This is a genomic window from Aeromonas sp. 96A, assembly GCF_051919165.1.
GTDB classification, from domain to species: domain Bacteria; phylum Pseudomonadota; class Gammaproteobacteria; order Enterobacterales; family Aeromonadaceae; genus Aeromonas; species Aeromonas veronii.
The window spans coordinates 575,535-589,597 of record NZ_JBQBFE010000001.1 but is presented as its reverse complement, the minus strand read 5'-3'; the positions used below and the strand labels follow the sequence as shown (position 1 = coordinate 589,597).

At 58.1% G+C, this 14,063-nt stretch carries 11 protein-coding genes; all 11 read left to right on the top strand.

Features of this window, described 5'->3' with window-relative positions; translation table 11 throughout:
- Positions 1–161 precede the first annotated feature (161 nt).
- The 11 genes from ACTG2W_RS02765 to ACTG2W_RS02715 all read left to right on the top strand — a co-directional run bounded on the left by ACTG2W_RS02765 (position 162) and on the right by ACTG2W_RS02715 (position 14,063).
- The gene (locus tag ACTG2W_RS02765; protein ID WP_181281609.1) at positions 162–749 is read left to right on the top strand and encodes a tetratricopeptide repeat protein; all 588 of its coding nucleotides are present in this window, start codon (positions 162–164) and stop codon (positions 747–749) included.
- Positions 750–981: 232 nt separating this feature from the next.
- A complete protein-coding gene (thrS, locus tag ACTG2W_RS02760) occupies positions 982–2,910 on the top strand; it encodes a threonine--tRNA ligase (protein ID WP_064336042.1) in 1,929 nt (642 codons plus the stop codon).
- 3 nt (positions 2,911–2,913) lie between these two features.
- Complete coding sequence (gene infC, locus ACTG2W_RS02755; RefSeq protein ID WP_026034907.1) at positions 2,914–3,462, top strand: translation initiation factor IF-3; 549 nt, start codon at positions 2,914–2,916, stop codon at positions 3,460–3,462.
- 86 nt (positions 3,463–3,548) lie between these two features.
- Positions 3,549–3,746 carry a 50S ribosomal protein L35 gene (gene rpmI, locus ACTG2W_RS02750; RefSeq protein ID WP_005336688.1) on the top strand — a complete coding sequence of 66 codons (198 nt, stop codon included), beginning with the start codon at positions 3,549–3,551 and terminating at the stop codon, positions 3,744–3,746.
- 15 nt (positions 3,747–3,761) lie between these two features.
- On the top strand, positions 3,762–4,118 hold the full coding sequence (gene rplT / locus ACTG2W_RS02745; RefSeq protein ID WP_005336687.1) for a 50S ribosomal protein L20: 357 nt from the start codon (positions 3,762–3,764) through the stop codon (positions 4,116–4,118).
- A gap of 380 nt (positions 4,119–4,498) precedes the next feature.
- Complete coding sequence (pheS, locus tag ACTG2W_RS02740) at positions 4,499–5,482, top strand: phenylalanine--tRNA ligase subunit alpha (protein WP_005336686.1); 984 nt, start codon at positions 4,499–4,501, stop codon at positions 5,480–5,482.
- A 12-nt stretch (positions 5,483–5,494) separates the two neighbouring features.
- Complete coding sequence (pheT, locus tag ACTG2W_RS02735) at positions 5,495–7,882, top strand: phenylalanine--tRNA ligase subunit beta (protein ID WP_106843364.1); 2,388 nt, start codon at positions 5,495–5,497, stop codon at positions 7,880–7,882.
- Positions 7,883–7,885: 3 nt separating this feature from the next.
- Entirely contained in the window at positions 7,886–8,182 is a 297-nt protein-coding gene (gene ihfA / locus ACTG2W_RS02730; RefSeq protein WP_005300715.1) for an integration host factor subunit alpha, read from the top strand.
- A gap of 15 nt (positions 8,183–8,197) precedes the next feature.
- Complete coding sequence (locus tag ACTG2W_RS02725; protein WP_106843365.1) at positions 8,198–12,187, top strand: response regulator; 3,990 nt, start codon at positions 8,198–8,200, stop codon at positions 12,185–12,187.
- A complete protein-coding gene (locus ACTG2W_RS02720) occupies positions 12,174–13,418 on the top strand; it encodes a response regulator (RefSeq protein WP_106843366.1) in 1,245 nt (414 codons plus the stop codon). Before ACTG2W_RS02725 ends, ACTG2W_RS02720 begins: the two co-directional genes overlap by 14 nt.
- A 3-nt stretch (positions 13,419–13,421) precedes the next feature.
- Entirely contained in the window at positions 13,422–14,063 is a 642-nt protein-coding gene (locus ACTG2W_RS02715) for a GNAT family N-acetyltransferase (protein WP_106843367.1), read from the top strand.

Sequence of the window (14,063 nt, the reverse complement as noted above, 5' to 3'; positions counted from 1 at the left end):
TACTGTTTATACATACAGTCATTTTGCAGGTGCCCCGGATAAATGACAACTACTGCTGAGCGACCGGGTGCAAAAAGGGTTGTTGCAGGGATCTCTTGCTTGATTGCGGCGCTACATTTCGTTTACATAGACGAAATGAGAACTGGATCACGGAAATTATCATGAGTCCCACCACTTCCCGTTGGCTATTTATCGGTCTGATTGCGCTGGTTATCTGGCGTCTGCTTCCGCTCTCCACCGAGCAGGAGATGGCTGCTGCCAACCGTGCCTGGCGTACCGGTCACTTCGATGAGGCGACCCGGATCTGGTCGCCACTGGCCGATCAAGGCCAACCTCGGGCGCAAGCCTTGATGGGCTGGAGCCATGAAGTGGGGCAGGGGAGCGAGCAGGATATCCATCAGGCCATCAGCCTCTATCGCCAGTCGGCGCAGGCAGGGGATCCCTTCGGCCAATATCGGCTGGCAGAGCTCTATCTGCGCGGTGTCGGGGTCAAGCGAGATCTGCGCCAAGCCTTTCACTGGATGGATCAGGCTGCCCGCAATGGTGATGTCCCGGCCATGCTGAAAGTCGGCGTCCTTCATCTGATGGGGGTCAGCGGCAGGGTCGATCTGCCTCAGGCGAAACAGTGGCTCTATCAGGCGGCACAAAAGGGCAACAAGCTGGCGCTTCAGGTGCTGCAAGAGCTGGCGCTGGCCGAGGAGGGGAGCAGTGACTTTGACTTCAACTGGCAATCTCTGCTTGGTGAATAGTCGGCAGGCGACTCATTTGACTGTAGAAAATATCTGCAAATCCGATACAGCACGCCCGACTTCTGGTAGCATGGGGCCGTTTTGGCTTGGTTTGTCACGTTAGACATGTGGTTTACGTGTCAGGCCGTCTTCGCAAAGTGCTGTGGAGAACCAGAACATCACCTTTTTGAATCTCTTTTCCATCCCGCATGTGACCTTTGGTAGGGGTCACCACTGTATAAGGAAACACATAATGCCAATCATTACTCTGCCTGACGGCAGCCAACGTCAATTTGCCCACTCTGTTTCCGTCATGGATGTGGCTGCGGACATCGGTCCCGGTCTCGCCAAGGCGTGCATTGCCGGTCGGGTAAACGGTGAACTGGTTGATGCGTGCGAGCTGATCGAAGCCGATGCCTCGCTGGCCATCATCACCGCCAAAGACGAAGAAGGTCTGGACATCCTGCGCCACTCCTGCGCCCACTTGCTGGGTCATGCTATCAAGCAACTCTGGCCCCAGACCAAGATGGCCATCGGTCCTGTCATCGACAACGGCTTCTACTATGACGTTGATCTTGACCGTACCCTGACCGATGAAGATCTGGCTGCCCTGGAAGAGCGCATGCTGGCGCTGGTAGCCAAGGATTACGACGTCATCAAGAAGAAAGTCTCCTGGCAAGAAGCGCGCGATGTATTCGAGGCGCGCGGCGAGTCTTACAAAGTCGAAATCCTGGATCAGAACATTGCCCGTGATGACCAGCCAGGTCTCTATCATCACGAAGAGTACATCGACATGTGTCGCGGCCCGCATGTGCCCAACATGCGTCACTGCCACCACTTCAAGCTGCTGAAGATGTCCGGCGCCTACTGGCGCGGTGACTCCAACAACAAGATGCTGCAGCGTATTTACGGTACTGCCTGGGCTGACAAGAAGCAGCTCAAGGCCTATTTGCAGCGTCTGGAAGAGGCCGCCAAGCGCGACCACCGCAAGATCGGCAAGCAGCTCGACCTGTATCACATGCAGGAAGAAGCACCCGGTATGGTGTTCTGGCACAACGATGGCTGGACCATCTTCCGTGAGCTGGAAACCTTTATCCGCGGCAAGCTCAAAGAGTACGACTATCAGGAAGTGAAAGGTCCGTTCATGATGGACCGCGTCCTGTGGGAGCGTTCAGGTCACTGGGAGAAGTATGCCCAGGCCATGTTCACTACCCAGTCCGAAAACCGCGAGTACGCCATCAAGCCGATGAACTGCCCGGGTCACGTCCAGATCTTCAACCAGGGTCTGAAGTCCTACCGCGATCTGCCGCTGCGTATGGCCGAGTTTGGTTCCTGCCACCGCAACGAGCCGTCCGGTTCCCTGCACGGTCTGATGCGGGTGCGCGGCTTCACTCAGGATGACGCTCACATCTTCTGTACCGAAGAGCAGATCATGGAAGAGGTCTCCGGCTGTATTCGTATGGTCTATGACGTCTACGGTACCTTTGGCTTCGAGAACATCGTGGTCAAGCTCTCCACTCGTCCCGAGCAGCGTATCGGCTCCGACGAGATGTGGGATCGCGCCGAGAAAGCGCTGGCCGAAGCGCTGGAGCTCAACGGTCTGAAGTACGATCTGCAGCCGGGTGAAGGGGCATTCTACGGTCCCAAAATTGAATTTACCCTGCACGATTGCCTTGATCGTGCGTGGCAATGTGGTACCGTGCAGCTCGACTTTGCCCTGCCTGGTCGTCTGGGTGCCACTTATGTGGGCGAAAACAACGATCGCCATGTACCTGTGATGATCCACCGGGCCATCTTGGGGTCTATCGAGCGCTTCATCGGTATTCTGACTGAAGAGTACGCCGGTCTGTTCCCGACCTGGTTGGCACCGACTCAGGCTGTGGTCATGAATATCACGGATAATCAGGCCGATTATGCGGTGAAAGTAGCCAAAGCATTGAATGATGCGGGCCTTCGCGCAAAAGCGGACTTGAGAAATGAGAAGATTGGCTTTAAAATCCGCGAGCATACTTTGAAGCGAGTACCTTTCATGCTGGTCTGTGGCGATAAAGAAGTTGAAGCCGGTAAGATTGCAGTACGGACTCGTAAAGGGGCTGACCTGGGCACTTATCCTGTTGAAGAGTTCATCGCTCTGTTGACCCAGGAAGTTCAGACCCGCGGACAAAAGAAAGTGGAGGAATAAGCTATAAAAGGCGGAAAAAAACTGGGCAAGCAACCGCAAGCCCGCGCTCACCGGATCAATGAAGAGATCCGTCTGAAAGAAGTTCGTCTGACTGGTCTGGATGGTGAAGCCATTGGCATCACCTCCATTCAGGATGCTCTGAACTTGGCCGCAGAGGCCGGAGTTGATCTGGTAGAGATCAGTCCAAATGCTGAGCCGCCCGTTTGCCGGATCATGGATTACGGCAAATTCCTCTACGAAAAGAGCAAAACAACCAAAGAACAGAAGAAAAAGCAGAAAGTCGTCCAGGTTAAGGAAATCAAATTCCGTCCTGGCACTGACGAAGGCGACTATCAGGTAAAACTACGCAACCTGGTTCGCTTTCTGGAAGACGGGGACAAGGCTAAGGTCACCCTGCGCTTCCGTGGTCGTGAAATGGCCCACCAGGATCTTGGTATCAAGGTTCTGGAGCGCGTCAAGAACGATCTGGAAGAGTTGGCCGTAGTCGAGTCGTTCCCGAAAGTCGAAGGCCGTCAAGCTGTGATGGTTCTCGCACCTAAGAAGAAATCTTAAGGCCCACAAGAAATTGACTCATGGGGCAAGCCCCATGAGTTGGTTCGCCTTGCGATTTTGTTGTCACTCACAATGCGGAGTATGAAATGCCGAAGATGAAAACCAACCGGGGTGCTGCAAAGCGCTTCAAGAAGACTGGCTCGGGTCGCTTCAAGTGCAAGCACAACCACCTGCGTCACATCCTGACCAAGAAGAGCAGCAAGCGTAAGCGTCAGCTGGGGCCGAAATTCATGGTTTCTGCTGCCGACCACAAACGTGTTGTTGCTTGTCTGCCGTACGCATAAGGGGGGATGTGAAAAATGCCAAGAGTTAAACGTGGTGTGACTGCTCGAGCTCGTCACAAGAAAGTAATGAAAGCCGCCAAAGGTTACTACGGCGCCCGTTCCCGTGTTTACCGCGTAGCGGTACAAGCGGTAACTAAAGCTGGTCAGTATGCCTACCGTGACCGTCGCCAGAAAAAGCGTCAGTTCCGTCAGCTGTGGATTGCGCGTATCAACGCTGCAGCCCGTCAGAACGGTCTGTCCTACAGCCGTCTGATCAACGGTCTGAAGAAGGCTTCTATCGAGATCGATCGCAAGATCCTGTCCGATATCGCCGTTCACGACAAAATGGCTTTCACCGCCCTGGTTGAAAAAGCTAAAGCAGCTCTGGTTTAATCCAGTTCTGTTATAAACGCTAAAAGGAGGCTCAGGCCTCCTTTTTTGTATCTGTAACCATCTGTTTTGCATCACTATTTCCTTTCTCTCATCCACGTTTTGTTCGCTTTTTGCACGAGTAATAGATTTCTCTACATACAAAGCGATATGTGCGAGATGACCTGTTCTACAAATGGTTTATATGCCAACAAACTACGTGTTTGTTCTAGTATTTCAGAAGTGGCGGTGAACAAATGAGACTCGCTTGATATAACAAAATGATTTGTAGGGAGAAAAGCCCACCTTAACTATGGTCAGCGAAGGGGCTTTTTTTGTATTATTCCCCTCTTGACCTTATTTAGCCTAAAGGCTCCTGTACCGGGAGTGGTGACGAGGAAGACATGCAACAGCTTGAAGAAGTAGTCGGCCAAGCCAGAGCCGAAATTGAGGGCGTGAGCGATATCGCGACCCTCGACGAAATCCGGGTCAAATATCTGGGTAAAAAGGGCTTTTTTACCGAGCAGATGAAGGGCCTGGGTGCCTTGTCTGCCGAAGAGCGTCCCGCCGCGGGCGCCGTGATCAACCAGGCAAAACAGCAGGTTCAGGATGCGCTGAACGAGCGTCGTGAAGCGCTCGAAGTTGCCGTGCTGAACCAGAAGCTGGCCGCCGAGACCATCGATGTCAGCCTGCCGGGCCGTCGCATCGAGAATGGTGGGCTGCATCCGGTAACCCGCACCATCGAGCGTATCGAGCGCCTGTTTGGCGAGATGGGCTTCAAGGTTGCCCGTGGTCCCGAGATTGAAGATGGCTTCCACAACTTCGATGCGCTGAACATTCCGGCTCATCACCCGGCGCGTACCGATCACGATACCTTCTACTTCAATCCTGATCTGATGCTGCGTACCCACACCTCGGGCGTGCAGATCCGCACCATGGAACATCAGCAGCCGCCGATCCGCATCATTGCACCGGGCCGCGTCTATCGTAACGACTACGACATGACCCACACTCCGATGTTCCATCAGGTTGAAGGTCTGCTGGTTGACGAGCATGCCAGCTTTACCGAGCTGAAGGGCATTCTGCACGACTTCCTGCGCAACTACTTCGAGGAAGACCTGACCATTCGCTTCCGTCCTTCCTATTTCCCGTTCACCGAGCCTAGCGCTGAAGTGGACGTGATGGGCAAGAACGGCAAGTGGCTGGAAGTGCTGGGCTGCGGCATGGTTCACCCGAACGTACTGCGTTCGGTCGGCATCGATCCGGAAAAATACTCCGGCTTTGCCTTCGGCATGGGCGTTGAGCGCCTGACCATGCTGCGTTACGGGGTCAACGACCTGCGTGCCTTCTTCGAAAACGACCTGCGCTTCCTCAAGCAGTTCAAGTAAGGGCGAGAGAACATGAAATTCAGTAAATCCTGGGTGATGGAGTGGGTCCGCACCGAGTTGAGTGACAATGCACTGGCCGAGCAGATCACCATGGCCGGTCTGGAAGTGGACGCCGTGGAAGCGGTGGCTGGCCAGTTCAACAATGTGGTCGTGGGTGAAGTGGTCGAGTGCGCCCAGCATCCTGACGCCGACAAGCTGCGGGTGACCAAGGTCAACGTGGGTGAAGCCGAGCTACTGGACATCGTCTGCGGCGCGCCGAATTGCCGCCAGGGCCTCAAAGTGTGCGTGGCCAAAGTAGGGGCGACCCTGCCGGGTGATTTCACCATCAAGAAAGCCAAGCTGCGTGGCCAGCCGTCCCATGGCATGCTCTGCTCTTTCAGTGAGCTGGGTATCGACGTTGAAGCCGATGGCATCATCGAGCTGCCGGCCGATGCTCCCATTGGTACCGATATTCGTGACTACCTCAATCTGAACGACGTCTCCATCGACGTGGATCTGACTCCGAACCGTGCCGATTGCCTCGGTATCGCCGGTCTGGCCCGCGAAATCGGCGTGCTCAACAGCGTGGACGTGGTCGAGCCGACCTGGACGCCGGCTGTTGCCACCATTGATGCAACTTTCCCGATCCGGGTTGAAGCACCAGCTGATTGCCCCCGTTATCTGGGTCGCGTCATCAGGGGGCTGAACTTGCAGGCCCAGAGCCCGCTCTGGATGCAAGAGAAGCTGCGCCGTGGTGGTATCCGCTCCATCGACGCCATTGTCGACATCACCAACTACCTGCTGTTGGAATACGGTCAGCCGATGCATGCCTTCGATCTGGCTACCCTGGAAGGGGAACTGGTGGTGCGTCGTGCCCACACCGATGAGCCGATGACCCTGCTCGACGGCAACGAAGTGAAGCTCAAAGAGACCACTTTGGTGATTGCCGATGCCAAAGGTCCTGCCTGCATGGCCGGTATCTTCGGCGGCAACCGCACCGGTGTATCCGAGACCACCACCGACATCCTGCTGGAGTGCGCCTTCTTCGCGCCGCTCTCCATCACCGGTCGTGCCCGTGCTTACGGTCTGCACACCGACTCCTCCCATCGCTTCGAGCGTGGGGTTGATCCGGAGCTGCAAGCCAAGGTGATGGACAGAGCCACCCGTCTGCTGCTGGATATCTGCGGCGGTGAAGCGGGTCCGGTCATCGAGGTCAAATCCGATGCCCATCTGCCGAAAGCGGCACCCATCAAACTGCGTCGCAGCAAGCTCGACAAGGTGATCGGTATCAGCGTGGCGGATGCTCAGGTAGTCGAGATCCTGACTCGCCTCGGCATGCAAGTCACTGTGGATGCTGACGGTTGGACTGCGCTGGCACCCTCCTGGCGTTTCGATATCGCCATCGAGGAAGACCTCATCGAGGAAGTGGCTCGCATCTACGGCTACAACAACATCCCGAACCTCAAACCCGCTGCCTCCTTGGCGATGGTGGAGCAGGCAGAAGGGCAGGTGACCCTGAAGCGTGTGCGCGACCTGCTGGTTGACCGCGGCTTCCAGGAAGCGATCACCTACAGCTTCGTCGATCCCAAGACCCAGCAAACCCTGTTCCCGCAGAGCGATGCCATCGTGCTGCCGAACCCGATCTCGGTCGAGATGTCCGCCATGCGTATGTCTCTGTTCCCGGGTCTGGTGCAAGCTGTTGTTTACAACCAGAACCGTCAGCAGCCGCGCGTGCGTCTGTTTGAACAGGGTCTGCGTTTCATCAAGGATGAAAGCGCCGAGAACGGCATCCGTCAGGAGCCGATGTTGGCCGGTATCATCACTGGCAACCAGAGCGACGAGCACTGGGACATCAAAACCCGCGCAGCCGACTTCTTTGATTTGAAAGGGGATCTGGAAGCGGTGCTGGACTTGACCGCCGAAGGGGCCACCTTTACCTTCGAGCGCACCGAGCACAGCGCCCTGCACCCGGGCCAGAGCGCAGCCATCCTGCGTAATGGCGAGATCATCGGCCACATCGGTGTGATCCACCCGAGCCTCGAGAAGAAGCTGGGCCTCAAGAGCCGCGCGGTGATGTTTGAGCTGGAGCTGGACAAGCTGACCCCGGCCAAGGTGCCTGTGGCAGCCGAAGTTTCCAAGTTCCCGGCGAACCGTCGCGACATCGCCGTCGTGGTCGATCGTCAGGTTCTGGCAGGTGATGTGCTTGCGGTAATTAAAAAAGTTGGCGGAAATCAGGTAGTTGGAATAAACTTGTTTGACGTATACCAGGGTGCTGGTATGGCAGAGGACAAGAAGAGCCTGGCCATCAGTCTTGTATTGCAAGACACCCAGCGCACCCTGGAGGAGAAAGAGATTGCCGAGACCGTAGACAATGTCGTGCGGGCCCTTGGTGAAGAGTTGAATGCATCCTTGAGGGATTGATCTATGGCGCTTACCAAAGCCGACATTGCAGAGCACCTGTTCACCCAGCTCGGGATGAGCAAGCGTGAAGCCAAAGATATGGTGGAAGCCTTCTTTGAGGAAATCCGACAGGCGCTTGAGCGTGGTGAACAAGTCAAGATTTCAGGCTTCGGTAACTTTGACCTTCGTGAGAAGAATCAGCGTCCCGGACGCAACCCCAAGACGGGCGAGGATATTCCTATCAGCGCCCGCCGCGTGGTGACCTTCCGGCCTGGCCAGAAGCTCAAGGCCAGGGTAGAAAATGTTGAACCCAACGAGTGATAAAAAGCCAGGCAGATGCCTGGCTTTTGTATTCAGATGACCAAATTCCCCGTTTTTCTTCTGGGTGCCGTGCTGGCACTGCCATTGCACGCCAAGTCTTTGCAGACCACAGTGCTGCCGTTGGCGCCGGCGACCCAGGCTTATATAAATTCACTGAGTCAGCTTTCGCTCTGCTATCCTGCGACGCTTCCTCCACCGTACCTGATGGCCGAGGGGGGTCTGCTCAAGGATCGTCTCGCCCGGTTGCAGGAGCTGTTCCCGATTCCGCTTGTGCTCAAAGAGTTGCCCGATTGGCAGACATTGCGCAACGGGCTCGCAGAGGGTGACTGCGACATCATTCCCTATGTTGGAACCCGCAAGAAGGCCGTGGAGGGTATGCGGTTAAGCCGTCCGATGATGGAGACCGATGCCGCCATCCTCTACAAGGGTGAAAATCTCAAACAGGCCCGCTTTCTGGTCTACTCGGTGGCAGACTCTGCCCGCTTGCTGCACGAGCTCTATCCTCAGGCGCGCATAATTTCCCTAAAAAGCGGAGAGAAGGTCTACGACGCGCTGCAGAGCGGCAAGGGTGATGCCTATCTGGGGGACTATCTGCAACTGCGCTATCTGATGCGCGAGTTTCCTGCCGATGGTTTGCGCCTGCGCCGCCTGTTTGGTGAGGATCGGATCATCAGCTATCGCCTGATGATGCGTGATCAGCCTGAGTTGGCCAATCTGGTGGACACCCTGATCCGTCATATGCCCGCCGGTACTATCTATACCGATCTTGCTCGCTATCTTGATCAGGGATCGCTCTACGTCAACCAACCCCACTTCAGCGATACCGAGCAGGCCTGGTTATCCGGCCGCGGGCGTACCATTCGCCTGGTGGTCAATCCCGAGTTGATGCCCTATAGCGGCGTCAATGATCTGGGGGAGGCGAAAGGGTGGAGCGCGGATGTGCTGCGCTGGGTCACCCAGGAGACCGGCCTGAAATACAAGCTGGTGCCTGCCGCCAGCAAGGCGGAGGCCGTAGAAAAGCTGCGCCGTGGTGAGGCGGATATGATGGCCGGCTTGCCGGAATCCCCGACATTGACGGATCAGTTCATTTTCAGCCGGACGATCTCCACCAACCGGTTTGCCTTGATCAGCAAGCGCAAGCTGGCTGCCGATCGCATCACCCAACTCAAGCGGCAGCGTATTCTGGTGCCGGAATCCCTCTACGATCCCTCCTTGTTCGCCCTGCTCGGTGATCAGGAGTGGGTTCGCACCGACGGCATCGAGCAGGGGCTTGCCGCGATCAAACAGGGCAAGGCTGACGCCATGCTGAGCGAGCTTTATCAGCTGCAATATCCCCAGCGTACCAACTTGCTGGAAGGGCTCGATATCGAGGAGCTGGAAGATCGCTTCAGCCTTGGCTTTGCCATCAACAAGAGTCAGACCGAGCTGGCCGGGGTGATGGATCGCAACCTGATGGCACTGACCAGCACCCAGATCGACGAACTTAACCAGCGCTGGCGCCGCTTGCTCGTCGTGCAGCAGCCCGGCGTGAGCTACGCCGCCTGGTTTGGCTCCATTGCCATGGCACTGCTGATCAGCGGCATTGTCATCGGCGGGATCTGGCGTTCCCGCCAGCAACTGGCGAGGGAAGTGGCCCAGCGTCACGCCGCCGAGAAGGCGCTGGCCATCGAGAGCGAGCTGCGGGAAACCATGTTTCAGGCGTTGCCGGTGCCCGTCTATCTGCGCAATAGCCAGGGCAAGGTGATCAAATCCAATAAACAGGGGCGACGTCTGGCCCTGCGCTATTCGCAACAGTTGATGCTGCCACCGGTACAGCCCCAGAAGAGTGAAGGGGAGCTGGTGCTGGGGGATCAGGTCTTCGCCTATGCCCAGCATCCGCTGCGGCTGGACAAGCAGGCACCTGCCACCGATCTTATCGCCCTGTCGGATATCAGTGTGCTGCGTGAGCAGGCCCGTTTTCTGCGTCAGGCAGAGCGCCGCCTGCGCGCCCTGACCAATACCGTTCCCGGCGTGGTGCTGCAGTTTATGTTCGAGCGGGGACGGGTAGGGGGTATCGAGTTTATCAGCCGGGGCTGTTACGAGCTGCTGGGGCTGGCGAGCCAGCAGATCCGTCGTGAGCCCAAACGGGTGCTCATTATGTTGGAGCGCGAGGATCGCCGCCGGGTACGCCGTGAGATGTTCGCCATGTTGCAGGCTGGCAAACCCTTCGCATTCACCATGCGCTACCACCATCCGACCAAGGGTCTGCGCTGGTTGCAGCTCTATGGCCGTGGCCGCAGTCAACCGCAGGGTTGGCGAATTTATGCGGTGATGCAGGATGCCACTGCCAGGGTCGAGCAGGATCAGGCATTGCAGCACTCCCATGAGCAGGCGCAACAGGCAGTTCTGGCCAAGGGGCGCTTTCTGGCCGCCATCAGCCACGAGATCCGCACGCCGATGAACGCCATGCTCGGCTTGCTGGAGTGGCTGGCCAGCACTCCTTTGTCGAGAGAGCAGGATTCGGCGCTGGCGCGGGTGCGTCAGGCGGGGGATGAGTTGCTCGGCCTGCTCAACGATGTGCTCGACTTTAGCCGCAACGAAAACAGCAAACTCTCCCTCTCGCCGCAACCCACCGATTTTGCCGAGCTGTGCGAGCACGTGGCGGCGGTGCACTGGACCAAGGCGCGGGCCAAGGGATTGCAACTGCGCCTTAAGTTGGATCCAGCTCTGCCAGCCCTGCAGACCCTCGACCCTCACCGGGTACGGCAAGTGCTCCACAACCTGCTCTCCAATGCCATCAAGTTCAGCCTGCGTGGGGAAGTAGTGCTGTGGGCCGAGGTGGTCGCATCGACCTTGCGCTTTGGTGTGGATGATCAGGGACCGGGGATCACCGCCAAGATGCGCACCACGCTCTTTATGCCGTTCGAGCAGTTTGCCGTTGAAGGGCAGCTGCGGGCGCCGGGCACCGGTCTTGGTCTGGCGATATGCAAGCAGCTGGTCGAGCAGATGGGGGGGCTTATCGATGTCGAGGGGCGTGTCGGTGGCGGTAGCCGCTTCTATTGCGAGTTGCCGCTGAAGCGGGTGCAGCAGGAGCCGGACTGGCAGCCCAATGTGCGGCAGCTGGCACTCTCTTTACCCCACGATGAGGCGCAAGCGCTGTCGCCCTGGCTCAGTCGCTTGGGGATCGCCACCGTCAGCAACGCCGTTGATACGCTGCAAGCGGAGGTGGACGAGAAGGGGCTCTACTATTGGGCCTGGCAAGGGGAGTCCTGGGTGCCCGGGACCATCATCACTCTGCTGCAGCCACGGTTGACCCCGGATCAACCGGTGGCCGGCACCCAGCCCGGGCTCGGCATGCGGGTACTGCTGGTTGAAGATCACGATGTCAATCGCGAGCTGATCAGCCTGCAACTGGGGCAACTTGGTGCCAGCGTTATCACTGCCGCCAACGGGCAGCTGGCGCTGGAGATGCTGGCGCAGCAAGAGGTGGATTTTGTGCTGACCGATCTGCAGATGCCGGTGATGAACGGGGCCGAGCTGTGCAGGCAATTGCGCCAATCCGCCCGTTGGGCCAGTCTGCCGGTCTATGTGATCACCGCAGATCTCAGTGATCAGGCGGCAAGGGAGCTGCAATCCTGCGGTTGCGATGGCCATCTGGACAAGCCGGTCGCCCTCAAGGAGCTGGCGACCTTGCTGCGCCATATTGCCAAAGAGGGGAGCAATGTTGTCGCCCCGACACCGGTTGCCTCGCTGCTGACCGATGAACTGGCCGCCCTTTATCTGAAGGCTACCCGTGATGATTTGGCCGAACTTGAGCGCTGCAGCACAGAAGAAGATGAAGTTGGCGTGAATGCTGCTTTACACAAGTTGAAGGGGGCCGCCAGAATGGTAGGGGCGACTGCGTTGGTGGCGGTCATTGAAGAGTGGCAACAGGCGCCCCATCCGATGCTGCAAGCCAGATTGAACTGGGCACTGGATGAGTTCAGCCAGCAGTTTTCAAAGAGGGCTCAAGATGATCATCACTGATGAAGAATTACTGGCGTTGCTCGATTCGGAAGAGCATGAGGCGGCAGGATTTTGCCCCATTGTGCTTTATGCCCTCGACAGCACCGCCCATGAGTTGGCCAGCACCATGACATTGCCCTCCTATGTCACGCTGCACCGTACCCGACCGGATGCCTGCTGGCAGTGGGAAGGGTTGTTTGCGGCAGGTGCCATTGCCCTTTACGACCCCGCCGCTCATCAGCAGGCGGACTATTTCCCCCAATTGCAGCAACATGAGGGGATCTACGCTATCGGCGAGGATTGGCTGGGGGGGCTTGCCGCCAGTTACCGTAAATGGTGCAACTGGCTGGCCGCTAACAAGGTGCTGCTGCTCGAGGATCACCCGTTTCAGGGGATGCAACTGCAACAGACCATCGCCGGGTTGGGGCTCTCCTGTCAGTGGGTACAGGATGAATCGGCCTGTCTTGCGGCATTGTCGGCGGGCGACATCAGCCTGCTGGTCTGCGATCTCAGCCTAGTGGAGCAAGATGCCATCAGTCTGCTGATGAACCAGCCCCAGTTGCAGGAGGCCGGGCTGCCCATTGTGCTGCTTTCGGCCCATGAGCAGACGCTGATCGACGGTGCCCGCCGCCTGCTGCACGATGCCGGTTTCAATATTCTGGCGGCGCTGGCCAAGCCGCTTGATTGCGACGAGCTGCTCAGGTTGCTGCGTCGACTCTATCTGGGCCCGCTGCGTCAACAGCGCTTGAGCGGCCAGCGCCGCACCATCCGCCGGTGGCAGGGGGAGGTGCAGGGTCAGCTTGGGCTGCTCTCCAGTCCCGCGACCCCTCATCCGGTCTGGCTGGCGGTAACGGGTTTACCCAGCCGCTGGGAGGCGCTCAAGGATTGGTTGACGGAGCAGTCGCGCACCCCAGCCGAACTGACCCTGCTGATCCACCGTCGTGACCACCTGCTCGGCAATGCCGATCGCTTCGCGCTGGTGCTGCAAGCCAGTCTGGCTGGGAGCAAGCTGGCGCTGCTGCTAGATAACAGCCAGCATCTGCCATTCGATCTGCTGGAGCGTTTGCCGCTGCAAGCCTTGCTGCTGGGGCAGGGGATCTTGCCGGAGATGGAGTCCTTGACCGGTGACTCCCTGCTGGGGCGTTTTATGGCCCGGGTTCGGGAGCTGGGGATCGCTGTCTATCTGGATGATCCTTACAACCTGCTCGACGTCGAGGTGTGGCGAGAGCGCGGTATGACGGGGCGCTGGTAAGCCATGCCGCGCTACCTCTGCTGGCCCATGCACCGGGAGCGCCTTGGCAAAGGGCTGGAGGGCTGGCCTCATCCGGCTTCCCGGACCGCGCTGCCACTGGCGATGCAGGTCTCCGGGGTGCCTTGCCTGCTGCGCGAGCTGCATGGTGTGGCGCCTGCCCGCATGCTGGCAGCTTACGATGCATTGAGTGAAGAGAGCATCTATCTGCGCTTTATGCGTCCGAAACGGACACCGCCACCGGAACAGGTGGCCCAATTTCTCAATTACCATCCCGAGCAACAGATCTCGCTGTTGCTGACCGATCTGGCCGGTGAGCCGCTGGCTCAGGCGCAATCAATCCGCCGCCGCCTTCATCCCGATCGGGCGGAGTTCTCTTGCATTGTGGCGGATCACTTTCAGCACAAGGGGGCGGGGAGGCGCATTCTGCTGGCGCTGGCACTGCTGGCCAGGGAGGACGGGATCCGGGAGTGGACGGCGGAAGTGTTGGCCCAGAACCGGCCCATGCTGACTCTGCTCAAGCGCCTTGGTTTGCCGCTGACCCTGGTGACCGGGCGGGAGATGGTCTTTGTCAGGCTGGATCTGTCGGTACTGGATGCCTGGTTACCCGCACCGCCAGCGGCGCCGCTTAAGACCAAGGGCGAATAG